Origin of the sequence: Xanthomonas nasturtii (genome assembly GCF_023337365.3) — a bacterium.
In the GTDB taxonomy this organism is placed as follows: Bacteria; Pseudomonadota; Gammaproteobacteria; order Xanthomonadales; family Xanthomonadaceae; genus Xanthomonas; species Xanthomonas nasturtii.
In genome coordinates, this window is the sequence record NZ_CP142084.2 from 2,972,522 (window position 1) to 2,996,952 (window position 24,431).

The 24,431-nt window shown below is 65.2% G+C and carries 23 protein-coding genes, 1 tRNA gene and 2 pseudogenes; 5 read left to right on the forward strand and 21 right to left on the reverse strand.

What is annotated here, in order from left to right:
• Positions 1–4: 4 nt before the first annotated feature.
• The 5 genes from M3O59_RS12935 to tpiA form a co-directional block, all read right to left on the reverse strand.
• Positions 5–559 (reverse strand): NuoB/complex I 20 kDa subunit family protein, encoded by a 555-nt coding sequence (locus tag M3O59_RS12935; RefSeq protein ID WP_010371165.1) that lies wholly within the window; start codon positions 557–559, stop codon positions 5–7.
• The gene (locus tag M3O59_RS12940; protein WP_003485539.1) at positions 550–906 is read right to left on the reverse strand and encodes an NADH-quinone oxidoreductase subunit A; all 357 of its coding nucleotides are present in this window, start codon (positions 904–906) and stop codon (positions 550–552) included. Before M3O59_RS12940 ends, M3O59_RS12935 begins: the two co-directional genes overlap by 10 nt.
• Positions 907–1,008: 102 nt before the next feature.
• Positions 1,009–1,093 (reverse strand) — tRNA-Leu (locus tag M3O59_RS12945).
• A gap of 49 nt (positions 1,094–1,142) precedes the next feature.
• Complete coding sequence (gene secG, locus M3O59_RS12950) at positions 1,143–1,616, reverse strand: preprotein translocase subunit SecG (RefSeq protein ID WP_116906564.1); 474 nt, start codon at positions 1,614–1,616, stop codon at positions 1,143–1,145.
• Between the two features lie 33 nt (positions 1,617–1,649).
• Positions 1,650–2,405, reverse strand: a complete 756-nt coding sequence (tpiA, locus tag M3O59_RS12955; RefSeq protein ID WP_116906563.1) for a triose-phosphate isomerase — start codon at positions 2,403–2,405, stop codon at positions 1,650–1,652.
• Positions 2,406–2,517: 112 nt separating this feature from the next.
• Between tpiA and M3O59_RS12960 the strand changes: the two genes are divergently transcribed.
• Both M3O59_RS12960 and M3O59_RS12965 read left to right on the forward strand, forming a co-directional pair.
• Positions 2,518–3,318 carry an SDR family NAD(P)-dependent oxidoreductase gene (locus M3O59_RS12960; protein ID WP_116906562.1) on the forward strand — a complete coding sequence of 267 codons (801 nt, stop codon included), beginning with the start codon at positions 2,518–2,520 and terminating at the stop codon, positions 3,316–3,318.
• Between the two features lie 95 nt (positions 3,319–3,413).
• A complete protein-coding gene (locus tag M3O59_RS12965; RefSeq protein ID WP_116906561.1) occupies positions 3,414–4,811 on the forward strand; it encodes a hypothetical protein in 1,398 nt (465 codons plus the stop codon).
• Between the two features lie 51 nt (positions 4,812–4,862).
• Here the strand turns inward: M3O59_RS12965 and M3O59_RS12970 are convergent, their stop codons facing one another.
• From M3O59_RS12970 to M3O59_RS12980, 3 genes and pseudogenes are all read right to left on the reverse strand, one after another.
• A complete protein-coding gene (locus M3O59_RS12970; RefSeq protein WP_116906560.1) occupies positions 4,863–5,291 on the reverse strand; it encodes a group I truncated hemoglobin in 429 nt (142 codons plus the stop codon).
• Positions 5,291–6,163 (reverse strand): DUF3034 family protein, encoded by an 873-nt coding sequence (locus M3O59_RS12975; protein ID WP_116906559.1) that lies wholly within the window; start codon positions 6,161–6,163, stop codon positions 5,291–5,293. Before M3O59_RS12975 ends, M3O59_RS12970 begins: the two co-directional genes overlap by 1 nt.
• Positions 6,160–8,037: pseudogene (locus M3O59_RS12980) on the reverse strand (putative bifunctional diguanylate cyclase/phosphodiesterase); the annotation flags it as partial. The pseudogene M3O59_RS12980 and the gene M3O59_RS12975, both read right to left, overlap by 4 nt.
• Before the next feature lie 100 nt (positions 8,038–8,137).
• Here M3O59_RS12980 and M3O59_RS12985 point away from each other — a divergent pair.
• A complete protein-coding gene (locus M3O59_RS12985) occupies positions 8,138–9,148 on the forward strand; it encodes an IS630 family transposase (RefSeq protein WP_082925906.1) in 1,011 nt (336 codons plus the stop codon).
• On the opposite strand, the pseudogene M3O59_RS12990 reads toward M3O59_RS12985, so the two are convergent.
• The 5 genes and pseudogenes from M3O59_RS12990 to accD form a co-directional block, all read right to left on the reverse strand.
• Positions 9,144–9,635 (reverse strand): annotated as a pseudogene (locus M3O59_RS12990) (sensor histidine kinase N-terminal domain-containing protein); the annotation flags it as partial. The gene M3O59_RS12985 and the pseudogene M3O59_RS12990 overlap by 5 nt on opposite strands.
• Positions 9,632–10,294: a methylamine utilization protein gene (locus M3O59_RS12995; protein ID WP_372367097.1), complete on the reverse strand. Its 663-nt coding sequence runs from the start codon at positions 10,292–10,294 to the stop codon at positions 9,632–9,634. The pseudogene M3O59_RS12990 and the gene M3O59_RS12995, both read right to left, overlap by 4 nt.
• A 233-nt stretch (positions 10,295–10,527) precedes the next feature.
• The gene (locus M3O59_RS13000; protein WP_064633822.1) at positions 10,528–11,466 is read right to left on the reverse strand and encodes an isopenicillin N synthase family dioxygenase; all 939 of its coding nucleotides are present in this window, start codon (positions 11,464–11,466) and stop codon (positions 10,528–10,530) included.
• Between the two features lie 124 nt (positions 11,467–11,590).
• A complete protein-coding gene (glmM, locus tag M3O59_RS13005) occupies positions 11,591–12,940 on the reverse strand; it encodes a phosphoglucosamine mutase (RefSeq protein ID WP_116907000.1) in 1,350 nt (449 codons plus the stop codon).
• A 133-nt stretch (positions 12,941–13,073) separates the two neighbouring features.
• On the reverse strand, positions 13,074–13,958 hold the full coding sequence (gene accD, locus M3O59_RS13010) for an acetyl-CoA carboxylase, carboxyltransferase subunit beta (protein WP_064633818.1): 885 nt from the start codon (positions 13,956–13,958) through the stop codon (positions 13,074–13,076).
• A gap of 452 nt (positions 13,959–14,410) precedes the next feature.
• On the opposite strand from accD, the gene M3O59_RS13015 reads away from it, so the two are divergent.
• Entirely contained in the window at positions 14,411–15,331 is a 921-nt protein-coding gene (locus M3O59_RS13015; RefSeq protein ID WP_373418974.1) for an IS110 family RNA-guided transposase, read from the forward strand.
• A 152-nt stretch (positions 15,332–15,483) separates the two neighbouring features.
• Here M3O59_RS13015 and trpA read toward each other — a convergent pair whose 3' ends face one another.
• From trpA to trpB, 3 genes are read right to left on the reverse strand one after another with little or no spacing between them, the layout of a single operon-like run.
• Complete coding sequence (gene trpA / locus M3O59_RS13020; protein ID WP_116906388.1) at positions 15,484–16,302, reverse strand: tryptophan synthase subunit alpha; 819 nt, start codon at positions 16,300–16,302, stop codon at positions 15,484–15,486.
• Positions 16,299–16,814 (reverse strand): hypothetical protein, encoded by a 516-nt coding sequence (locus M3O59_RS13025; protein WP_249047029.1) that lies wholly within the window; start codon positions 16,812–16,814, stop codon positions 16,299–16,301. The genes trpA and M3O59_RS13025 overlap by 4 nt, the downstream gene beginning before the upstream one ends.
• The gene (gene trpB, locus M3O59_RS13030; protein ID WP_116906386.1) at positions 16,811–18,028 is read right to left on the reverse strand and encodes a tryptophan synthase subunit beta; all 1,218 of its coding nucleotides are present in this window, start codon (positions 18,026–18,028) and stop codon (positions 16,811–16,813) included. Before trpB ends, M3O59_RS13025 begins: the two co-directional genes overlap by 4 nt.
• 105 nt (positions 18,029–18,133) lie before the next feature.
• Between trpB and M3O59_RS13035 the strand changes: the two genes are divergently transcribed.
• Complete coding sequence (locus tag M3O59_RS13035; RefSeq protein WP_249047028.1) at positions 18,134–19,072, forward strand: LysR family transcriptional regulator; 939 nt, start codon at positions 18,134–18,136, stop codon at positions 19,070–19,072.
• A 152-nt stretch (positions 19,073–19,224) separates the two neighbouring features.
• Here the strand turns inward: M3O59_RS13035 and M3O59_RS13040 are convergent, their stop codons facing one another.
• The 5 genes from M3O59_RS13040 to M3O59_RS13060 all read right to left on the reverse strand — a co-directional run bounded on the left by M3O59_RS13040 (position 19,225) and on the right by M3O59_RS13060 (position 24,419).
• Positions 19,225–19,893 carry a phosphoribosylanthranilate isomerase gene (locus tag M3O59_RS13040; protein WP_249047027.1) on the reverse strand — a complete coding sequence of 223 codons (669 nt, stop codon included), beginning with the start codon at positions 19,891–19,893 and terminating at the stop codon, positions 19,225–19,227.
• Positions 19,890–20,663 (reverse strand): tRNA pseudouridine(38-40) synthase TruA, encoded by a 774-nt coding sequence (gene truA / locus M3O59_RS13045; RefSeq protein WP_064634124.1) that lies wholly within the window; start codon positions 20,661–20,663, stop codon positions 19,890–19,892. The genes M3O59_RS13040 and truA overlap by 4 nt, the downstream gene beginning before the upstream one ends.
• Positions 20,664–20,836: 173 nt before the next feature.
• On the reverse strand, positions 20,837–21,244 hold the full coding sequence (locus M3O59_RS13050; RefSeq protein ID WP_116906384.1) for a VOC family protein: 408 nt from the start codon (positions 21,242–21,244) through the stop codon (positions 20,837–20,839).
• Positions 21,241–23,193: a type IV pilus assembly protein FimV gene (locus M3O59_RS13055; protein ID WP_457853302.1), complete on the reverse strand. Its 1,953-nt coding sequence runs from the start codon at positions 23,191–23,193 to the stop codon at positions 21,241–21,243. Before M3O59_RS13055 ends, M3O59_RS13050 begins: the two co-directional genes overlap by 4 nt.
• Before the next feature lie 200 nt (positions 23,194–23,393).
• Positions 23,394–24,419 (reverse strand): aspartate-semialdehyde dehydrogenase, encoded by a 1,026-nt coding sequence (locus M3O59_RS13060; protein WP_064634127.1) that lies wholly within the window; start codon positions 24,417–24,419, stop codon positions 23,394–23,396.
• Between the last annotated feature and the right edge of the window lie 12 nt (positions 24,420–24,431).

Genomic DNA, 24,431 nt, shown 5'->3' on the forward strand with positions numbered 1-24,431 from the left:
GGTGTCAGCGCGCGATGGTCTGGGTACGCCAGATCTTCTTCTGCAGCTGCAAGATGCCGTAGACCAGCGCCTCGGCGGTCGGCGGGCAACCGGGAACGTAGATGTCCACCGGCACGATGCGGTCGCAACCGCGCACCACCGAATACGAATAGTGATAGTAGCCGCCGCCATTGGCGCAACTACCCATCGAGATGACCCACTTCGGGTCCGGCATCTGGTCGTAGACCTTGCGCAGCGCAGGGGCCATCTTGTTGACCAGCGTGCCGGCCACGATCATCACGTCGGACTGGCGCGGCGACGGGCGGAACACCACGCCGTAACGGTCCAGATCCAGGCGCGATGCGCCGGCGTGCATCATCTCGACCGCACAACAGGCCAGACCGAAGGTCATCGGCCACATCGAGCCGGTGCGCGCCCAGTTCAGCAGCGCATCGACGCTGGTGGTCACGTAGCCCTTTTCGAGCAACGGGTTTTCGCCTTCCGGGCGCAGGATGTCTTCCACCCGGCCTTCCGGCATCGGGTTGGTCATCAGACGATCCAGGGTCTGAATCACTCCCATTCCAGCGCTCCCTTCTTCCACACGTAGATAAAGCCGAGGAACAACATGCCGACGAACAGACCCATGGTGACCAGCGAACGTGCGCCGATCTCCATGAACACCTGCGTCCACGGCACGATGAAAATGATTTCCAGATCGAACACGATGAACTGGATCGCGATCAGGTAGTAGCGCACATCGAACTTCATGCGCGCGTCTTCGAAGGCTTCGAAGCCACACTCGTAAGGCGAGAGCTTGCGCGGGTCCGGACTACGCGGACCGAGGAATCGACCGACCAACATCAGCACGATGCCGATACCGGTGGCGACGATCAGAAACAGCAGACTCGGCAAATATTCGGCCAGCACAGCGATTCTCTCTTGCCTCTGCCCGCACGCGCCGCGTGCCGGCATGGGGTATGGACAGGCCCCGCGCGCGACAAGCAATGCGCAGGAACTGCAGCCAAACAATGGTGCCCAAGAGGGGACTCGAACCCCTACGACCTAAGTCGCTACCACCTCAAGGTAGTGCGTCTACCAATTCCGCCACCTGGGCATACGTTGCGCCGCTGGGCATCCCAGTGCGCAGCGTATTGTAACCGGCTTCAGCGTTTTTGTGCTGCTTCTGAAGCGTTTTCTTCGCTTGCCGCAGGCGCCGGCTGCGCCGGTGCGGACTGCACCGGTGCCGCTGCCGGTGCAGCGGCAGGAGCCGGATGCGACGGAGCGGTCGGAACGCCACCGGCAGCCGGAGCCTGCGGCAGCGGCTGGGTCAGCTCGCCGGCAGCAGCCGGAGCCGGCGTTGCCGCCTGCGACATCACGCCCAGGTTCTGGTCGGTAGGACGGGCGCCGTGCGTGGCGTACCACGCCATGAACAGGCTGATGCTGAAAAACACCACGGCCAGCCATTTGGTCGACTTGGACAGGAAGTTCGACGCACCCTGCGAACCGAACACGGTGCCCGAGGCGCCGGCACCGAAGCCGGACCCGGCCGCCGCACCTGCACCACGCTGCATCAGGATCAGCGCAATCATCGCCAGGGCGACCAGCACGTAGACCACATTGAGGATCAACATCAGCATTTCGAAATCCGTCCCCGGACAAAACTTAATGGGTTAGCAAGCAGCCGCCGCGCGTGCGATGGCCAGGAAATCTTCGGCAACCAGTGATGCGCCTCCGACCAGCCCGCCATCGACATCGGGCTGCGCGAACAGCTCGCCGGCGTTATCGGGCTTGACACTGCCCCCGTACAGGATGGGCAACGAATCGGCAATTCTAGCATCCGCCTTCGCGACTTCGCCACGCAGGAAGGCGTGCACGGCCTGGGCCTGCTCCGGGCTGGCGGTGCGGCCGGTGCCAATGGCCCAGATCGGTTCGTAGGCCAGCACTGCGCCCGCGAAACCGTCACTGCCAACCAGCGCCAGGACCGGTTCGAGCTGGGCACGTAGGATTGCCTCAGTCTGGCCGGCTTCACGCTGTTCCAGCGATTCGCCCACGCACAGCACCGGAATCAGCCCGGCATGCATGGCGGCGGCGAACTTGCGCGCCACCAGCTCGCTGCTCTCGTGGTGATACTGGCGGCGCTCGGAATGGCCGACCAGCCCATAGCCGGCACCGACATCGACCAGCATCGAGGCCGATACCTCGCCGGTATAGGCGCCCTTTTCGTTGCTACTGACGTCCTGGGCTCCGAACGACAGGTGATGTGCCTCGAAATCCTCGATCAGATCACCGAGGTAAGGCAGTGGCGGCAGGATGACGACGTCGACACCCTCCAGGGGCATGTGCGCGGCGACCTGGGCCACCAGTTCGGTGGCGAAGGCGCGGCTGCCATGCAGCTTCCAATTTCCAGCTACGATCTTTCGACGCATCAGGCGCAGGTTCCTGAGTTGAAGACAGCCGACAGAATAGCCCATGCCCTGCCGGCAACCGGCACACTTCTGTCCGCCGCATGTCCCACTCCTTCCCAAACAGGAACCTGCCATGTCCGTTTCACCTGTCTTTGCGCTGATCACCGGCGCTTCCAGCGGCATCGGCCGCGAGATTGCGCGGGCCTACGCCAGACGCGGCGTGCCACTGATCCTGACCGCGCGCCGGGTGGACCGGCTGCAGGCATTGGCCGAGGAATTGCGCAGCGCGGTGCGGGTGGAAGTGCTGCCGGCCGATCTGGCCGACCCTTCCGCGGCCGCAGCGCTGGCGGCGCAGATCCAGCGCAATGAATGGACCGTGGGCACCCTGGTCAACAACGCCGGTTACGGCGTGCCGGGCCGTTATCTGCACAGCGACTGGGCCACGCATGCGCGCTTTCTGCAGGTGATGGTGGGCGCGGTGTGCGAGCTGACCTGGCGGCTGTTGCCGATGATCCGCGCCAGCGGCCAGGGACGTATTCTCAATGTGGCGTCGTTCGCGGCGCTGACGCCAAGCGCCGATGGGCAGACCCTGTATGCGGCCAGCAAGAGCTTCATGCTGCGCTTCAGCGAATCGTTGGCGCTGGAAAACGCCGATTGCGGCGTCAAGGTCTGCGCGCTTTGCCCCGGCTTTGCATGGTCGGAATTCCACGATGTCACCGGCACGCGCGAGGCAATGTCCACCCTGCCCGCCTGGACCTGGCTGCAGGCCGACGCAGTAGCCGACTATGGAATCGCCGCACTGGAACGCGGCCAGGTGCTGGCTGTGCCGGGCTGGCGCTATCGGCTGGTCAATGCAGCGCTGCGCCTGCTGCCGCATGCATTTGCATTACGCCTGATGGCGCGCGGCTCGCATCGGGTGCGACCGCTGGAGTAAGCGCACCAAGAACTCATAAGTAAGAGATGCCGAAGCGACGTGCGCGGCCCGAAGGCCGCCGCGTGACATCACCATCCAGGACAAGACCAAAAACAATGACCAGTTTCGACACCGCACCAGTGCATGCACCAGCGGCAACACGCAATGATTCACAGGCACTTCCATTCATTGTTGCTGCAGCAATTCTTTTCACAGTCCAACTGATCATTGATGCGAGGGAATTTACAGGCGATGCTGGCGCTTACTGGGCACTAAGCTCAGCGATCATCGACGGCACCTTCCCGCAAACAATCAGGGGCTACGCCTACCCGCTCCTGCTGACCCCTTTCAGGCTTGTCTTCGATCACTCACAGCCGGCAGGGCTACTATTTCTAAAAATAGGGCAATCGATCGGATATGCCTACGCATTTTCCATATTAATCCCGAATCTCTACAGGTCGATATTTGGCGCAAAGCTCTCTACAGCAAGCAGACTCATCCCATCGATCTTGATTGCATCAGTATTCCCAGGGTTGATTTCCTATCCCCTGAGCGATGCACCATCACTTGGATTGATGGCACTGGCCCTGTACATCACGGTGAAGTCGATCAGGTCAAAGTCATTCTATGGGTTGTTCGCAGCGGGAGCGATCTGCTATCTGACATACAACATCAGAACCATCTATCTGTTTTCATTCATTGCCCTCGCTATCGTTGTCACAACGTTTTTTGCCAAGGACATTCAGCGCAGGGCTGCTGCGCTCACGATCTTTTTAGCGGGCTCGCTGCTGAGCGCTTTGCCGCAGATGGCAATCAACTACACACACCATGCCACTGTGTCGCCGCTTTTGGTGACCGATGTCCGCGGCGCATCACTTTTTGCCAGGCAGCTGACTTGGGGCATGGTCGTTGACAGGTATGAGACCTACATTGACCCCGGCACCGGAAAGGCAACTCCGACCTTTTACGCCAACAAGCGCGGCGCGGCGGTACTGCAGAAGAATGGCGGATTTATCGCCAACCAGTCTTTCACGAAGATATTGACGATGATGGCGAACCACCCAGTCACTTTCGCTCAAATCTATTTGCGCCACATCGCCTCAGCGCTCGATGCCAGGGATGGAGAAGTTTATACAAAGCAACCATCAGCCGATAAAAATCCACGCTCGGTCCTTTTTCTCATCATCGTCACCTTTGGCATCACTCAGTTGGGAAAGGCGATCTTTTTTGCGTCATCCCAAGCGTCAGTGAGTGCCAGGATGCTACACACCTTGACCTTGCTCGCGCCTTGCATTGCCATCATTCCTGGCGCAATCGAGACTCGATTTTTTCTCCCCCTCTATTGCCTGGCTTATTGCGCATTGGCTTTTCAACAAATCAGCAGAAGGGCACTCGTCGTCCAACTGGGGATCGCGGCGATCCTGACGGCAGGCATTTATTCCTTCGCTGCCGACTCCGTTAAAAGTCCGATTCATGCCCGCCCCGAGTCATACGTCCTCGGCAACCCCGGTTGAGTTGGCCATGATTGCCAGGCAACGCGCAGCACCGCACTCGTTTGATGCCACTCAGTGATTGACGATCTCTCCGTGCATCGTGGCCAGCCGTGCCAACAAGCGGTTCTGGGTGCGACGCGGAATCTTGCGCTGGTCCATTGCCCAGTTCAGATCTTCGACCAGGGCGTTGAAGTCGCCTTCGCGGATGGACAGGTGCGCGTGCGCCTGCTGCATCGATTTGACGGTGTCCGGGCAGGGACCGTCGGCGATGTGGCAAAACTTCTGTATCAGGCGCTCGTTGAGCATGACGATATTGACGCGTGCGAATGTGTCGACGATGCGCTGGTCGTCGGCGATGCGCGAGAGCATGGTTTCCACCAGGGCTTCGATGCCGGCCTGCCCGCCCAGTTCGTCGTATAGCGTCTGGCGCGGCTGGGTGGTGGCGCAGGCGCCTGTCAGGCCCAGCATGCACAGCAAGGACCAGCGCAGCCATCGGTTCATCAGAACGCCACCTGCAGGGAGAGATAAGGGCCGCGCTGGTCGGTCAGCGTGGCGATATCGCCAAGATCGGCCCAGGCAGCAGTCAGCGAGACGTGCTTGCTGGGGAACCAGGCAACGAATGCATCTGCCCACGCCTGCTCGCGCGCGAAGCCGAGGTTGTCCGGTTTGCCCCGATATTCCACACCCACCGCCCAGGACGGCGACAGCACGACGGCGGCGCTGACTTCGGGAACCAGACGATAGCTGTTGCGGCGGTCGCCACCGAAACCGAGCAGGCCGGTCTGGTTGGCGCGCGTGGCGCGCACTGTGCCGTTGAGCAACAGTTGATACCCGCCCGCGCCCTGCAGCAGCAAGCGGCTAGCACTGATGTAGACGTCGGTACCGTGATCGTCGCGCGCACCGATCGCCAACGGCAAGCTGCCGTCGCGCAGGCGTTTGTATTGCACGCCCACACTGACCTGCGGTCCGCGCCCGTAGACCAGGTCGCCATACACGCGCAGCTTGGCGCCAAAGACATCCTGGCCGAGCGCATTCCACGGCAATGCCAGGCGATCCTGCAGCGTGCCCAGGTCCAGACGCTGGCGGGCCAGCGACAACTCCAGCCGGTTGCCCACCGTCAGCGCAGCGCCCTGCACATCGAGCCGGTAGTCGCCGCTATCCACATGCGTGGCAAAGACAATCGTGCCGAGTTCGTCGCGCGTGCCATAGCCGGACAACGTGGCCGACGGCACGATGCCGCCGCCGCTGCTGCCTTCGATCATCGAGACGCCGCCAGTGGCGAGCAGACGGCCGTCGCCGGCCATTGCGTGCAATGGCGCGAACGCGCCAGCAACTGCCGCAGCGCTCAATACGACACGCCAACCCGGGCTCATTGCTGCACGCCTGCGTGTGCCGTCGAGGTCATGCCGAGTTGGCGCATGCACCACGCCACCAGCGGCGCTTCTTCCAGTGGCGGCGAGTACAGATAGCCCTGCACCATGTCGCAGCCATAGCCGCGCAACAGCGCCAGTGCCGTTGTGTTTTCCACGCCTTCGGCGATCACGCTCAGGCCCAGGTTATGCCCCAGATCGATCGTGCTGCGGACGATAAAGGCATCGTCGGTGCCTTCAGCCAACTGCATGACGAAACTCTTGTCGATCTTCAATTCGTTCACCGGCATGCGCTTGAGTTGGGCCAACGAGGAATAGCCGGTGCCGAAGTCGTCGATGGACAAACGCACGCCCACGCTGCGCAACTGATGCAGCATATGCAGCGCAAATTCCACATCGCGCATCAAGGCACTTTCGGTCAATTCCAGCGTGACCGAGTGCGCCGGCACGGCGTGGTGCTCCAGGCGGCCACGCACGAAGTCGGGCAAGCCGGGGTCGGACAGATCGAGCGCAGACAGGTTGATCGCCATGCCCAGCTCCAGCCCCTGCTTGCGCCACTGCGCCTGGCAGCGCAGCGCCTCATCCAGCACGTACCGGCTGAGCGGATAGATCACGCCGGAGTGTTCGGCGAGCGGGATGAATTCGTCCGGGCCGATCGGCCCGAGTACCGGGTGATGCCAGCGCACCAGCACTTCGACCTGTTCCACCTGATCGCTGCGCAGACAGATCTTGGGCTGGAAGCGCAAGGTGAGCTCGTTGCCGCCGATGGCCTGACGCAGATCGCCGGTGAGGCGCAGACGCCGCAGATGCTGCTCGTCCTGGCCCATGCGGTACACGCTGGCACCGATGGTGGTTGTGGTGCCAACCTGCCTGCGTGCGATATCGGCGCGGCGCAACAAGGTATCCGGGTCGGCGCCATGCTCGGGAATCAAGGCGATGCCGATGCTGGCTTCGAGCTGGATGCGCGCCTGCGGCAATACCAATGGGCGGCGCAGCTGCTGCAGCAGGCGCTGCGCATCCTGCTGCACGCTGGCTGCATCGGCTTGGGCAACGACCACCATGAATTCATCGCTACCCAGCCGGCCGACCAGGTTGGGCTCTTGTACGACATCGACGAGCCGGCACCCGGCTTCCACCAGCACCTGGTCGGCAAAGTCGTGGCCCAGGCTGTCGTTGAGTTCCTTGAAGCGCTCCAGATCCAGGATCAGCACCGCGGCGGTACCGCCGGAGGCCACGGTCTGTTCCACCACCTCCTTCAACCGCTCCAGTAACCAGATGCGGTTGGGCAAGCCGGTCAAGGCGTCGTGCCGCGCCTGATGCAGGATGTGCTGCTCGCGACTGGCGATCTGGTGCTGCATGTGTCCGAAGCTGTCGGCCAGCTCGGCCAGTTCGCGGCCGGGCGGCACCTGCACCGCGGTGTCGTAATCGCCGCGCTGGATGCGCCGTGCGGCCTGCACCAGTTGCGCGACCGGCTTGCTCACGCTGCGCGCCAAGAAGATCGCCACGCCCAGCGCAGCCACGGTTGCCAGGCCGGCGAGCAGCAGGATGCGCAGTTTGAGGATGCGATACGGCGCAACGGCGCGATCCAGCGATGCCTGCAAGGCCACCCGCACGTGGCTGTCGCCCTGGATCGATTGCAACCTGATCAGATAGCGCGACTCGCCCAGCGTCAACGGGATCGATGCCGCCTGCACTTTCTCGGCTGCGGGCAGTTGTTGCGCAAACTCGGCGCGCGCCGGCGCCTCCAGGGTGGAGGCCAGCACGCGCATTGGTGGGCCGTCGGTAAAAAAGGTGGCATCCAGCCCGGTGGTGCTGCGGAAATCCTGCGCCAGGCTATCGCCGGATTCGTTGCCGATCGCGATCCAGCCGACCCGGCTAGTCCACTGAATCATTGAAATCGGATGCATGATCCCCAGTTAGTGTGTCATGCAAAGAACGAAGCTGACGATCCAACAGCGTGCTGAATTGGAGGCGGTGATGCGCAAGCGTCACGGCAACGCCGCTTTGGTGCGCCGCGCGCGGTGTGTTGTGCTTTGGAGCGATGGAGAACGTCGAGTCCACATACGCACTAAGCTTGCCTGCAACGACGCATTCGTCTCGAAGTGGACGGCGGCGTTTGAGGCGCAAGGACTGGCCGGGCTGGTGTCGGTGCATCCTGGGCGTGCGCCGAAGATACCGACGGCCAAGCTGGAAGCGCGTGTGCTCAACCGCACGCTCAAGCACAAGCCCAAAGACGGTTCGACGCACTGGAGCAGTCGCAAGCTGGCTGCCGAGCTGGGCAATGTGTCGTTCTCGGCCGTCCAGCGCATTTGGCGCAAACACGGCGTGCGTCCGCATCGGTTGGACACCCACATGGTCTCCAACGACCCGGAGTTTGAGACCAAGGCCGCAGACGTGATCGGCCTGTACCTGGACCCGCCTGCGCACGCGGTGGTCTTCTGCGTGGACGAAAAGACCGCGATCCAGGCGCTGGACCGCAAGGACCGGATGCTTGCATTGGCACCCGGACGCGCGCAAAGCCACGGATTCGAATACAAGCGTAATGGCACACTGAGCCTGTTCGCCGCGCTCAATACGGGCACTGGCGAAGTGCTGGGCAAAACGGCAGCTCGTCACACCAGCGAGCAGTTCGTGACCTTCCTCGAAGAGGTTGTCGCCAGTCAGTCCAACGGCCGGGACATCCATGTCATCTGCGATAACGTCAGCAGCCACAAGACGCCGCTCGTGCATGCGTTCCTGGCCGAGTACCCCCGCGTTCATATGCACTACACCCCCACCTACTCGTCATGGCTGAACCAGGTCGAGAACTGGTTCGCCCGCATCCAGCGTGATGTCATCACACGCGGGGTTTTCTCCTCAGTCAAAGACCTCGATAAGAAGCTCATGCGCTACATCCGCCAGTACAACAAAAACCCAAAACCGCTGAAATGGACCTTCGCTGATCCAACTCGACGCATCACATCCGATTCCTCGGATTCAGTGCACTAGGCGCCAGCACCTGCACCACCGCAAGCCGCACGATGTGCTCATCGAGTGCCACCACCCCCACTGCGTGTCCGTCGCGCTGGGCCTGTTGCAGCAACGCCTGCACCGCACGCAATTGTTCGGCCTGCGGCAGATCGGCCAGGCCGGTCAAAAATTCGCCATCCGGCGACAGCAGCAATGCAGTCTGTGCCGACATGCGCGCGGCATGATTGCGCAAGGCCGATTGCATGGTGGGCACGTCGCCACTGGCCACGGCGGCGCGGAAGCCGAAGTCGTCGGCCAGTACCGATGCCGACTGCAGCAACTGTTCGTCGCGACGCACGTTGATGCGTTGCCAGACCCGCTCGCCGATCTCCAGATCTTCGCCAAGCTGCGCCTTGACGCTGCGTTCGGTCGCCAGCTGCACGGCAATGAACGTCAGCGCCTGGGTGGCAAGCACGACCAGGACCAGCAAGGCGGCGATGCGGGTATGCAGGCGCATGGCCTTCATGGGCGCGGCTTTTTCGGGTCGGCGTTGCGGAACTTGTCCTGCAGCGCGCGCACGCGCGCATCCGGCGGTGCCACGGCGGGTGCGGCGCCAGTGGTCTGCAAGGTGACGCGGCGCTGCACGGCATCGCGCGCGATCACCAGTGGCTCGCTGCTCGCGGCGCCCTTGATGCGCGGATGCCAGACGCGCAGCGTGTAATTGCCCGCAGGCGCCTCGATCTGGGCGCGACCATCGCTGCCGCTCTTGCCGAAATACGGCGTCTCCAGCACCACGATGTACCCGAGCATCCAGTCGTGGATATTGCAGCCCACGGTCACCAGGCCAGCCTGATCGAACCGGACCGGCGTCGCGGTAGTGCCTTGGAACAGCGGCAATTCGAAGCGTTTGGCCGGAGAGAACGAATAGACCTGATGGCGGATCTGGTCGTTGTTCGGAAAGCGCACCAGGGTGCCGGCGCGCACCGCCAGCACCGCAGGCACGAACTGCGAGTTGACCTGATCCATTTCCACGGTCTTGGCTGCACCCGGCGGCGCAGCAGGCCGCGCCGGCTCCAGGCTCACGACCGCATCGACCAGCACCCCACCGGCATCGGCGACGGTCACGCCGACCGACGCGGCCGTCACTGGCCCTGCGGCTGCATACGCCAGCAGTACGCACGTCACACTTACTCGTTTGAACCACCGCATCCGTACGCGCCCCCACCTCGTGCAATCGGCAGCGGGCGCCAGGCGAGTCCGACGTCGCGCTAGAGATCAGACTGGGTTATCGGCGCGAGTGAACGCAAGCTTTAACCAGACGCGAGCGGAATTTCATGAGTGGTTGTGTGGCAATTGTCACCACCGTTGTTGCGAGCGCGGCTATTCGCTGCGCGCAACGCGCCCCATTACGCACTGGATTACTTCAGCTTGATCTCGCGTAGGCGCTCTTCCAGGAAGCCATGCGCCGTGATCGGCGCAGGATAACGGCTGGGGTTGTCGGCGGTGATACACGACGGCAACACGTCGATGAGGAAATCCGGATTGGGGTGCAGGAAGAACGGCACCGAATAGCGTGGCTGGCGCGCCTGCTCGCCCGGAGGATTGACCACGCGGTGGATGGTGGACGGATACACGTGGTTGGTGAGGCGTTGCAGCATGTCGCCGATATTGACCACGATGGTGTCGGCATCCGCCGTGAACGGCACCCACTCGCCGTCGTTGGAGCGCACTTCCAGGCCGGCCGCACTGGCGCCGACCAGCAGGGTGATGAAGTTGATGTCGCCATGCGCACCGGCACGCACGTTGGGGATGTCGTCGCTGGTGATCGGCGGGTAGTGGATCGGCCGCAGGATCGAGTTGCCGTTGTTGGTCTTGTCGACGAAATAGTCCTGCGGCAGGCCGATATGCAGCGCCAGCGCCGACAGCACGCGCGAACCGAGTTGATCGAGCTGCTGATACAGCTGATAGCCGCGCTCGCGGAAACCCGGCACTTCGCTGGGCCACAGATTCGGCGCCATCACCGCACGGTACGGCGAGTCGTCCGGGATCTCGCGACCGATATGCCAGAACTCCTTCAAGTCGAAGTGCTTGGAATCCTTGGCGGTTTCCACACCGAACGCGGTGTAGCCGCGCGCGCCGCCGCTGCCTTCCACGTGATAGCGGCGCTTGACCTCTTCCGGCAACGCGAAGAACGCCTTGAACACCTCGTAGGCGGCATCGATGTCGGCCTGGGCGATGCCGTGATTGCGGATGCCGGCAAAGCCCCACTGCCGATAGGCCGCTCCGATCTCGGCGACGAAGGCGTCGCGGTCGGTGTCGAAACGGGTGATGTCCAGGGTGGGGATGCGCGCGCTCATACGGATGTCTGCAGTCGAAGTCGAAAAGGTCGAGAGAAAGCCCGCCGCTCAGATCAGCAGGCGATACAACAGGTAGAACGTCGCAGCCTTGGCGATGACCACGCAGACGCCAATGACGATTGACTCACGCCGCGTCACGCACCGCACCTGAGAGTCGGTCGAGTGTGTCCTGCATCAGGCCGGCGTCGTCGGCTTCCACGGTCACGCGCACCACCGGCTCGGTGCCGGACGGGCGCAGAAACGCGCGGCCGCGACCCTGGACAGCGGCTTGCGCCTGCTGCAACGCCTGCTGCACGTTGGCCGCTTCCACGATGGCCTTGGCCGCGCCGCCGTCCAGGCGCACGTTGACGGTCTTCTGCGGCACCTTGCTCAGGCTGCCGAGCGCCTGGCGCAGGCTGTGGCCATCGCGGCTCAGCGCTTCGAGCACCTGCAACGCACTGACGATGCCATCGCCGGTGGTGGCGCGGTCCAGGCACAGCAGATGGCCGGAGGTTTCGCCACCCAGCGTCCCGCGGCCTTCGACCAGCGCCTGATGCACATAGCGGTCGCCGACCTTGGCACGCTGGAACGGGATGTTCAGCGCCGCCAGCGCCTGTTCCAGGCCGTAGTTGGTCATCAAGGTGCCGACCACGGTGCCGGTGAGCCGGCCACTGGCCTGCCAGGAGCGGGCAAGCACATACAGCAGATCGTCGCCATCGACCGGGTTGCCCTGGTCGTCGGCCATCAGCACGCGGTCGCCGTCGCCATCGAAGGCGATGCCCAGATGCGCACCGCTCTCGCGCACCTTGGCGGCGAGATTGTCGATATGCGTCGAGCCGACGCCGGCATTGATGTTGAGCCCATCCGGCGCGGCACCGATGACAACCACCTCGGCGCCCAGCTCACGGAACAGCATCGGTGCAATGTGATAGGTGGCGCCGTGCGCGCAGTCCAGTACCATCTTCAGGCCGTGCAGGGTGAAGCCACGCGCCACGCTGGCCTTGCAGAATTCGATGTAGCGGCCGATCGCATCGCGGGTGCGGATGGCCTTGCCCAGACGCTCGGATTCCACGGTATGGAATGGCTCGTCCAGTGCCGCTTCGATCGCCGCTTCCGTGGCGTCGTCGAGCTTCTCGCCTTCGGCGGAGAAGAACTTGATGCCGTTGTCGTAATGCGGATTGTGCGAAGCGCTGATGACCACGCCCGCGTCGGCGCGCAGTGTGTTGGTCAGGAACGCGATGGCCGGGGTCGGCATCGGGCCGATCAGCTGCACGTCGGCACCAGCGGCGACCAGGCCGGCTTCCAGCGCCGCTTCGAACATGTAGCCGGAAATGCGGGTGTCCTTGCCGATCAGCACCAACGGGCGCTTGCTGCGGCCCTGGGTGAGCACGCGGCCGAGCGCATTGCCCAGGCGCAGCACGAAATCGGCCGAAATCACGCCCTGCCCGACCCGACCGCGAATGCCGTCGGTGCCGAAATATTTGCGAGCGCTCATGGAGCCGGGACCGGGGACCGGGGACCCGGGATCCGGGAGGAGCAGACGCAGCGGCGAAGCGGTCTGTGCCAGGCCGCGCTTTTCCCGGGTCCCCGGTCCCCGGTCCCGGGTCCCGCCAGCATCACCATCACCCTCACGCCACCGCCTCCTGCGGATGCGGCTGGCGCATCATCATCGCGGTGAGATCGGCGATGCGGTCGCGCATGTCGCGGCGGTCGCAGATCTGGTCGATGGCGCCGTGATCGAGCAGGAACTCGGAGCGCTGGAAGCCTTCCGGCAACGTCTCGCGCACGGTCTGCTCGATCACGCGCGGGCCGGCAAAGCCGATCAACGCATGCGGCTCGGCGATGTTGATATCGCCCAGCATCGCGAACGAGGCCGAGACGCCACCGGTGGTGGGATGGGTCAGCACCGAGATGTACGGCAGGCCGGCTTCGCGCAGGCGGCCGAGCGCCGCGGAGGTCTTGGCCATCTGCATCAACGAGAACAGCCCTTCCTGCATGCGCGCCCCGCCGCTGGCGGAGAAGCACACGAACGGGCAGCCCACTTCCAGCGCCACTTCGGCCGCGCGCGCAAAGCGCTCGCCGACCACCGAGCCCATCGAGCCGCCCATGAAGGCGAAGTCGAATGCGGCGGCAACCAGCGGGTTGCCCTTGAGCGTGCCGCGCATGGCGATCAGCGCGTCGTATTCGCCGCTGGCCTTCTGGCTGGCCTTGATGCGCTCGCCGTAGCGCTTCTGGTCCTTGAACTTGAGCACGTCCACCGGCCCGAGCTGGGCGGCGATTTCGGTGGTCGCGGTCTCCGGGTCGAACAGCGAGTTCAGGCGCGCGCGGGCGCGGATCGCCATGTGGTGGTCGCACTTCGGGCACACCTCGAGGTTTTCTTCGAGCTCCGGGCCGTACAGCGCGCTACCGCAGTTGCTGCACTTTTCCCACAGCCCCTCGGGGACGCTGCGCTTCTTGGCCGGGGTGTTCTCGGTGCGGATGCCGGAGGGCATCAATTTGCTGAGCCAGCTCATGCGTGTATGACAATCCATGCAGGGCGGCCTAGCGGGCCGCAGAGGGGCGACAGTCTAACGCAGCGCCCCAGGGTGGTGCAGCGCGCGCCGGACATGGCAGGTTGCCGTTGTGGCACAGCGTTGTGGTGCAGGCTGTTGAGCGATGTGAAGCAGGTTGGCTTGCTGTGGGGCGCTGCTTGTTCCATGGCCGTCGACACGTTCGCTCAGCACGACGCGGCTTCGCCCGTACCCTCACCCCAACCCCTTATCTCTTGGCGATCTGCCAGATTAGGTGTCGAGAGCCGGCGTGGTCGACCGATAACCCACAGGTCTAAACAACCGCGGGAGAGCGAGGTCGCCACGCCGGGATCTCCTGGCAAACGCCCGAACAGTTGCTGGAGTTGGCACTCGTAACGATCAGGCTGGGCAGCCCAGGAGAGCTCTCGACCCTTGGAGCATAGCGGAGTTTTTCCATGGCATACGGCGTAGGTATCGATGTCAGCAAGCAGTGGTTGGATGTGCATGTGCATGGCTGCAAAGGCGAACGGCGCTTCCCCAACACGGCGGCAGGTCTGCGCCAGCTGCGCAGCTGGCTGGGACACATGGAGCTGCACCAGGTGGTGCTGGAGGCCACGGGCGGCTACGAACTGGCAGCGCTGGATGCGCTGCATGTGGCCGGCCTGCCGGTGGCGCGTGTGAACCCTCGCCAGGCGCGTGACTTTGCCAAGGCCATCGGCCAACTGGCCAAGACCGACACATTGGATGCGCGTGTGCTGGCGCAGATGGCGATGGTGGTATCACTCACGCCCTACCAGCCGCTGGAAGGCTGGCGCCGTCAGCTGCGCGAGTACCAGCAGCGCCGCACGCAGGTGTTGGCGACGGTGCAGCAGGAGCGCCAGCGGCTGTCTCAACTGACCGATGTGTGGCTGCGCAAGCGGGCGCAGGCCGGCGTGCGGCAATGGCAAAAAGAGCTGGCGGAGCTAGATGCGCGCATCGCCCAACAGGTGGCTGCACGAGCCGAGCTGGAGGTGCTGGTCCAGGTCAAGGGCGTCGGCCCGGTGCTGGTCGCGACCTTGGCGGCGCAGCTGCCCGAGCTGGGCCGTCTCACCGGCAAGGCGATCGCCAAACTGGTCGGGGTGGCGCCGCTGGCACGCGACAGCGGCACGTTGCGCGGTGCCCGCAGCATCTGGGGAGGACGCGCCTGCGTGCGGCAAGTGCTGTACATGGCGGCGCTGGTGGCGGTGCGCTTCAACCCGGCCCTGCGCGAGTTTTACCAGCGGCTACGCACGCAGGGCAAAGCGGGCAAGGTCGCCCTCGTGGCGGCGATGCGCAAATTATTGGTCATCCTCAACGCCAAGATGCGAGATCAACTGGCGGCTAGCGCCGCCAGTTGATCAAGACAGTTGCTCTCCCGCAGGAGAGGGGCTTTGATTGCGTCTCTCATCGGACATCGTCCTTCTATGCGGGGGAGAAGCTGCCACGCAGGGGCGGATGAGGGTGCCGGCGTAGCCACATGCATCCACGCGAGAGAACCCTTGATCTGGTCTCAGGGGTGATCCAGCGCCTGGCGTAACGGGGCCAGGAACGCCTCCGCGCGCTCGCGCGCACTGCGGACGTCGTCGGCTTCGGCCAGGGCCGCGACCAGGGCGCTGCCTACCACCACGCCGTCGGCATCCACGGCCATGGCCTTGGCGCTGGAGGCGTCCTTGATGCCGAAGCCGGCCACCACCGGTGCGCCGGCACGCTGGCGCAACTGACGCAGGCGGTCGCTGGCGGCATGGGTGTCGAGCAGGTTGGAGGCGCCGGTGACGCCGGCAAAGCTGACGTAGTAAAGGTAGCCCTGCGCCGTGCTGCACAACATGTCCAGGCGCTGCTCGCTGGTGGTCGGCGATGCCAGCGCAATCAGCGCCAGCCCGACCTCGCTGAAGATGTGGCGGGTTTCGTCCGCCTCTTCGGGCGGCAGGTCGACCAGCAGCAGGCCGTCCACGCCGGCGGCGACGGCGGCTTCGGCAAACCGCCGCGTGCCGTGGATCTCGATCGGGTTGAGGTAGCCCATCAACACCACCGGGGTAGTGGCGTCTTCGCGACGGAACTCGTGCACCGCTTCCAGCACATAGGCCAGGCCGGCACCGCGGCCCAGCGCGCGCTCGGAGCTGCGCTGGATGGTGGGTCCGTCGGCCATGGGGTCGGAGAACGGCACGCCCAGTTCGATCACATCGGCACCGGCACGCACCAGCGCATGCATCACCGGCACCGTGGCTTCCAGCGAGGGGTCGCCAGCGGTGATGAAGGGAATGAGTGCCTTGCGGCCGGAGTGGCGTAGCGCGTCAAACCGCGCGGCGATGCGGCCGGGCAGACGGCTCATGCGCCCCCCTCCACCAACTGCACGGCGTCCCAGGTTCCCCAATACATCGCTCTCACGCTGCCTTCTCCCGTTTCATAGCGAACCGCGAACCCGCTGTGCGGGTCGCACCAAGTCAAATAACGATCGTTGCCGCCAGCGTCGCCGTCGTGATGCGGTTCGGCGCGATAGCCTGCCGGCAGACGCGCACGCGCCGCAGCTTCGCTATCGCCGATGGCGATGCCGAACGGACCAAGCGTTCCGGCGTCGGTGACGTCGAAGCGGACGACGCGCCCGTCCTGCAGCATCATCGACACGCCGGCGGGAAGCAGCCCCGCCTCCACGTAGTCGCAGTGTTCGATCGGGCCGGAATTGAAGCGCTTCCAGGCCGCTTGCGGCGCAAGCTCGGCAAAGCGCTGGCCCACGCGCACCGGGCCACTGCGATCCAGCGCGGGCGCCGCCGCGGCGACGGCCAGCGCAGACGCAGACAGCAGCATGAAGCCACCGACCAGGCTGCGCATGCGCCGTTCGATCACAGCGCCAGCCCTTCGCGCGCGGCGATGGTGTGCACGTCCTTGTCGCCACGCCCGGACAGATTGCACAGCACCAGCGCGTCCTTGGGCAGCTCGCGCGCCAGCTTGATCGACTGCGCCACCGCATGGCTGGACTCGAGCGCCGCCAGAATGCCTTCGGTATGCGCCAGCAGATGGAAGGCGGCCATCGCCTCGTCGTCGGTGATGCCCTGATACACCGCACGGCCGCTGTCGGACAGGAACGAATGCTCCGGGCCCACGCCGGGGTAATCCAGGCCGGCGGAGATCGAGTGGGTTTCGGTGATCTGGCCGTCGTCGTCGCAGATCACGTAGGTGCGGTTGCCGTGCAGCACGCCGGGGCGCCCGGCGGCGATCGATGCCGCGTGGCGACCGGTGGCGATGCCGTCGCCGGCCGCTTCGGCGCCGTAGATCTTCACGCCGGGGTCGTTGAGGAAGGCATGGAACAGGCCGATCGCATTGCTGCCGCCGCCGACGCAGGCGCTGATCGCATCCGGCAGCCGGCCGTAGTCCTGCAGCATCTGTTCGCGCGCTTCGCGTCCGACGATCGCATTGAAGTCGCGCACCATGCGCGGATACGGGTCGGGCCCGGCCACGGTACCGATGATGTAGAAGGTGTCGCGCACATTGGTCACCCAGTCGCGCATCGCTTCGTTGAGCGCGTCCTTGAGCGTGGCCGAGCCGGAGGTCACCGGGATCACCGTCGCGCCCAGCAGCTTCATGCGGTAGACGTTGATCTTCTGCCGCTCGATATCGGTGGCGCCCATGTAGACCACGCATTCCAGGCCCAGGCGCGCTGCGACCGTGGCGCTGGCCACGCCGTGCTGGCCGGCGCCGGTCTCGGCGATGATGCGGGTCTTGCCCATGCGGCTGGCCAACAGCGCCTGGCCGATGGTGTTGTTGATCTTGTGCGCGCCGGTGTGGTTCAGGTCTTCGCGCTTGAGCAGGATCTGCGCCCCGCCCACTTCGCGGCTGAGCCGCTCGGCGTGGTAGATCGGGCTGGGCCGGCCGACGTAATGCTTGAGGTCCTTGTCGTACTCGGCGATGAAACTCGGATCCTGGCGCGCCTGGTCGTAGGCGGCCGCCAGTTCCTGCAGCGGGCCGATCAAGGTTTCGGCGACGAACCGGCCGCCGAACTTGCCGAAGTGGCCGGCAGCATCCGGATAGGCGTGAAAGTCACTGATGGGCTGGGCCGACATGGGAATCCTCTGCAGCGATGTGTCATACGAGAGGCGCTACTTTAGCGCAGCCGCGGGGTGCGATAAATCGATAAGATTGCCGCAACCTGTGACCTGGAATCACACATGAGTGTTTCACTTCCCCCGCTGGCGGCACTGCGCGCGTTCGAATCTGCCGCGCGCCTGCAAAGCGTCAGCCGCGCCGCCCAGGAACTGCATGTGACCCACGGCGCCATCAGCCGGCACGTGCGTTCGCTTGAACAGGTGCTGGGCACCGCGCTGTTCGCCCGCCAAGGCCGCGGCCTGGTGTTGACCGCGGCCGGCGTCCGCCTGCGCGATGCCACCGGCGAAGGCTTCGGGGTCATCGGCCAGACCTGGGCGGCGCTGCAGCGCCCGGCCGCCGAGTCGCCGCTGGTGCTGGGGTGTTCCGGCAGCCTGCTGGCGCGCTGGGTCATCCCGCGCCTGGGCCTGCTGCAGCACGACCTGCCGGACCTGCGCCTGCACCTGTCAGCCAGCGAACAGGCACCCGGCCCGGATCTGGACGGCCTGGATGCCGCCCTGTTGCTGGACACCCCGCCGTGGCCAAGCGAGTGGCAGGTGCATGCGCTGGGCGTGGAATGGATCGGCCCGGTGCTGAGCCCGCAGTTGGCAGCGACATTGCGGATCGACAGCAACGCACCGGCCACGCTGGGCGATCACGCCCTGCTGCATACCCGCTCGCGCCCGCAGGCCTGGCCGGAATGGGCGCAGGCGCATGGTCTGGCACCCGAGACCTTGCGCTTCGGTACGGAATTCGAACACCTGGTGTATCTGCTGGAGGCCGCTGCTGCGGGCCTGGGGATCGCGATCGCACCGCAGCCGCTGGTGGCGGCGGATCTGGCGGCCGGGCGTCTGCTGGCGCCATGGGGATTCACTGCCACCCACGGCCGCTGGGTGCTGTGCGCCGCAAAGCGCAACCCTGACCCACGCATCGAGCGGCTGGCGGGCTGGTTACGTGGTGCACTGGCCGAAGATCAATTGCCGACGCAGGCTCCGGACACTGCGCGCGTGCCAGCGCAGCCATAAGCAAACGCGGCATTTTAGGAACAAACGGATGAGTAATTGGTAGCCGGGAAAACGAGCAATCAAGAACAATTTATGGCGGTATAGAGCCTTCTACAGCAACGGAGCGAGCAGCGAGCTCCGATTCCCCAATCACGATTCCCAATTCCCGAAACTCACGACATCTCGTGACAATCCGCCCGCCGCACTTCTTCGACGAACTTGCGCATCTTGTGCCCGTCCTTGATGCCGGGCGCCAGCTCCACACCGCTGGAGACATCCACCCCCCAGGGCAAGGTGGCCACGATGGCGTCGAACACGTTGTCGGCGTTGATGCCGCCGGCCAGCAGAAACGGGCGATGCAGTCCAGTGGGCAAACGTGACCAATCGAAGGTCTTGCCGGTGCCGCCGCCCGCTCCCGGCGCATGGCTGTCGAACAGGAAACCGGCGGTATTCGGGTAAGCCAATTGCAGGGTGCGCGCATTGGCATCTTCGCCATTCACCCCGGTGTTGCCCATCGGCACTGCCTTGAGATACGGCAGATTGAAGCTGCGGCAGAAGGCGTCGTCTTCTTCGCCGTGGAATTGCAGCAAGGTCGGGCGCACGGTGCGCACCACTTCGCGCACTTCTTCCTTGGAGTTGTTGCGGAACAACGCCACCACATCGACCATCGGGGCGGTCGCCTGGCGCATGGCGCGCGCCTCGGCCGGTGCCACGCGCCGCGGACTGCCATGCGCAAAAATGAAACCTACCGCGTCCACACCCAGCTCGCCGGCCAGCCGGATATCGCCGGCGCGGGTCATGCCACAGAACTTGATACGGGTGCGGTACAGCGATCGATTCATTGGGTCACCTCAGCAGGCAGATGCCACTCTGCAGGATACAGAGGCCCGATAAATACCAGACCTTGTGGCGGCGCTGTCGGCCCGGCAACTGTGCGGTCGCGCCCAGCGAGCAACGTCGCGACCCAGTCAGCCGGCTGCTCGCCGGTTCCGACCAAAATCAGCGAGCCCACAATATTCCGCACCATGTGATGAAGGAATGCATTGGCCTGGACCTGCACCTCCACCACTTCGCCGATGCGCTGCACGTGAATGGCCTGCAGGTTACGGCGCGCGTGCAAGGCCTGGCACTGCACGCTACGGAACGCGCTGAAGTCGTTCTCGCCCAGCAAGGCCTGCGCTGCCGCATGCATGGCATCGGCATCGAGCGGGCGACGCTCCCAACTCAAGGTCTGCCGGTACAGCGCCGGGCGAATCTGCCGATTGAGCAGGCGATAGCGATAACGACGCGCGCGCGCGGAAAAACGCGCGTGGAAATCCTCTGCCGCCGGCACGCACCAGCGCACCGCGATCGCCGGTGGCAGCCGCGCGGTGGTGCCCAGCATCCAGCCACGCGGTTCGCGGCGCGCATCGCTGTCGAAATGCACCACCTGGCATTCGCCATGCACGCCCGCGTCGGTCCGCCCGGCGCAGACCACCTGCACCGGCGCATCGGCAACCGAGGACAACGCCGCCTGCAGGCTCGCCTGCACGCTCGGCCCGCCATGCTCGCCCAATTGCTGCCAGCCCTGAAACTCGCTGCCGTCGTACTCCACGCCCAGCGCGTAACGCATCGGTACCTGCCTGTCTGTGAATCGATGAAATCCGCGCACCGGCCGTGCCGGCCACGCCATCGCAGGCGCCGGTCGGCACGCCCCCGCCGCTGCGGAGAAACGCAAGTGTACGAGCAGCCCGCTGCGATGCCGAGCAGCGGCGACGCGCGTGCAGCCGGCGCGCAGCCGTGTGGTCAGTCGTTGGATGCGAGGCTGCGTTCGGACCACACGGCCAGCGTGGTGCCGCCGGGCTCGCGGAAATGAAAGCGGCTGCCGCCGGGGAAGCCGAACACCGGCTTGACGATCTCCCCGCCGGCAGCCTGCACGCGGCCGAGGACCGGCGCCAGGTCGTCGGCATACAGCACCACCAACGGGCCACCTTCGGCCGGCACTGGTGCAACTGCCCGGTAGAAGCCACCGTCCAGGCGGCCGTCGTTGAAGGCCAGGTAATCCGGCCCATAGGCCTGGAATTGCCAGCCGAACACCGTTTCGAAAAACGCGCGGCTGGCGTCCGGGTCGACCGAGGCGAATTCCAGGTAGTCGATCCGACGCTCGCGTGCGGCGTTTTCGTGCGGAGCGAGGCGGTCGATGGCCGGGCTCATGCCAGACGTTCCAGCAGCTCGGCGGCTTCGGCGCGGGTGGCCTCATCGCCAGTGGCGGCGACTTCCAGCAGCAGGCCGCGCGCGGTGTCCTTGTCGCCCAGGTCCATGTAGGCCACCGCCAGTTCCAGACGATCGCGTCCGGCCGAGGCGAATTCCCGGCTGGCCGAGGTGCTGGGCGCAGCAACCGGCGCTGCAGGCGCGTAGTCGAAATCCAGGCTGTTCTGCGTGGATACTGATGCGGGTGGAGCAGCAGAAGGATCTTCGCTCGGCGTGGGTGCGAGGTCTGCGTGGCTCGGCTGCAACGCGTCGGGCGCCGGGTACGGCGAGGGCTCGTCAACGGGCGCGGTGTGCTGCGGCTCGGCCGCTAGCACCGGTGGCGCGGCCCGCAGCGCGCGCCAATCGTCGCTATTGAGCACCACTGGCGCAGCAGCCGGCTCGGCCAGTAGCGGCTCGCGACGCAGCACCCCGGATAAAGGTTGTTGCACTTCATGGGAGCGCTCGTCGTCGCGCAGGTCGGCCTGTTCGAATTCGCTCTCGTGCACCACGTCGCGTTCGCTGGGCTCGGTGGCGTGTTCTTCTTGCGGCTCGGCGGCCCGCCCCGGTGCGCCAGGCGGCACGAAGTCGAACTGCCGGCGTGGCAACGGCGGCAGCGGCGAAGGCTTGCGACGACGCGCGGCCAGCCACGCCACCACCGCAACGACGATCAACACCAGCCCGCCGATCAACCACAACGGGAAACCGCCGCCCTGTTGCGCAGCCGCCGGCGTTTCCGACAGACGCTTCTGCGCGGCCGCCAGATCGGTGTCCTTCATCGCGATCAGCGCTTGCTGTTGCTGCTTGAGCTTTTCCAGGTCGGCCACGCGGGTGCGCAGATCCTGCAATTCCGCATCGCGGGTGGCGATGTCTTCCTTGGCCTGTTGCAACTGTTGATTGGCCGCCATCTCGCCCTCGCCTTCGGCACTGGTACCGGACGTGGCGCCGGCGGTGTTGGTCTGACTCGCCACTGCAGGGGCGATTTCGAGCCGCGCACCGGCACCGGCCGCAGCGGCAGGCGCTGCGGGCGATGGCGTTGCAGCGGCGGTGGCGCCGGCTTCGGCCGGTTGCGGCACTGCCGAACGCGCCTGCCGCCATTGGGTGGCCTGCTCGCGCACCATCACCGCGGCTTCGGCGGCGCCGACCTGCGCCAGCGTGTCTTCCTGCGGGGTACGCAGCACTGCACCCTGCTTCAGGCGGTTGATGTTGCCGTTGATGAAGGCGTCCGGATTGGTGCGCAGCAAGGCCAGCATGGTCTGGTCCAGCGAATGTCCGCTGGAACGCGCCACCACCGCGGCGATCTCCGACAAGGTTTGACCCGAGCGCACTGCCGGTAATGCATCGCCGGCCGGCGTGGCAGACGCCGCCGACGCAGTGGCGGTTGCACGCGTCGCAGGTTCGGCTCTGGGGTTGTCTTGTGCGGCGCGGTCGGCGCGCGGCGCGACCGCCGGCTCGCGCGCAATGGCGTTGCTGGCACCGGCGCGCGGCGCTTCGATGGCCGGCTCGGCGATTGCGGCAGCGGTGTTGGGCGTGTCCACCAATGCGGAATATTCGCGCACCAGCCGGCCCTGGCCCCATTCGACTTCGATCAGGAAGTTGATCGCCGGCTGGTCGACCACCTGGCTGCTGGTCACGCGGATCACCGCACGCCCGCGCGCGTCCTGCGCGAACTGGAACTGCAGATTGCTGACCAGGCCTCGCGGACGTTCCAGACCGACCCGCGCGAACGTGGTGGCCGATGCCAGCGCAACGCGCGCCTTGTCGAGCTCGCCCGGCTCGTTGGAGATGACCGGAATCTCGGCCACCAGCGGCTGCCCGGGCTTGGACAACACCCGGATGTCGCCCAACCCCAATGCCATGGCAGCGCCGCTGCATGCCATCAGCAGCAACGCACCTATCCCTTGTATCGGACGCATCGCGCCCCCGCCCCTATGTTTCATGCGCATCAATATAGCCGCTGGATGAGCGAAAAAGTCGGGCACCCCGTGCAGAGCGCACAAGCCGTCGCAATGCGACATCCATGCGTCAGGTCATCGGTAGGAGCGCGCCTGTGCGCGATGGGGCTTCACCGGGAGAGCCTCATCGCGCGCAAGCGCGCTCCTACACAGCCGACGGATCAACCTTCCTGTGCGACCAGTTCGGCCAGTTGCACGGCGTTGAGCGCAGCGCCCTTGCGGATGTTGTCGGAGACGATCCACAGATTCAGACCACGCGGGTGCGAGAGGTCCTCGCGGATGCGGCCGACGAACACTGCATCCTTGCCGGAGGCATGTGTGACCGGGGTCGGATAGCCGCCGGGCTTGCGCTCGTCCACCACTTCCACGCCGGGCGAGGCTGCGAGCAGCGCGCGCGCCGCGTCGACGGTGATCTTGTCGCGGGTTTCGATCGCCACCGCTTCGGAGTGGCCGTAGAACACCGGCACGCGCACTGCCGTCGGGTTCACCTGGATGCTGTCGTCGCCGAGGATCTTGCGGGTTTCCCACACCAGCTTCATCTCTTCCTTGGTGTAGCCGTTGTCCTGGAAGTCGTCGATGTGCGGGATCAGGTTGAAGGCGATCTGCACCGGGAAGCGCTGTGGGTCGATTTCCTGGAAGCTCAGCAGCTCGCTGGTCTGCTTGCCCAGTTCTTCCATCGCCGAACGCCCGCCGCCGGACACCGACTGGTAGGTCGCCACGTTGATGCGCTCGATGCCGTAGGTGCGGTGGATCGGGCCCAACGCCACCAGCATCTGCATGGTCGAGCAATTGGGGTTGGCCACGATGCCGCGCGGGCGCTGCTTGAGCGCTTCCGGGTTCACTTCGGAGACCACCAGCGGCACGTCGTCGTCGTAACGGAACGCTGAGGAATTATCGATCACCACCGCACCGGCCGCGGCGAACTTGGGGCCGTATTCCTTGGACACGCTGCCGCCTGCGGAGAACAGCGCGATGTCCACGCCGGTGGGGTCGAAGTCGGCCAGATCCAGCACATCGACCTTGCCGCCATTGAATTCCACCTGCCCGCCGGCCGAACGCGACGACGCCAGCGCGTACAGGGTGGCGACCGGGAAATTGCGCTCGGCCAGGATGCTCAGCATGGTCTCGCCGACAGCGCCGGTGGCGCCCACGACCGCGACGTTGAAACGACGGCTTTCGTTGCTCATGAGGTTTGTCTT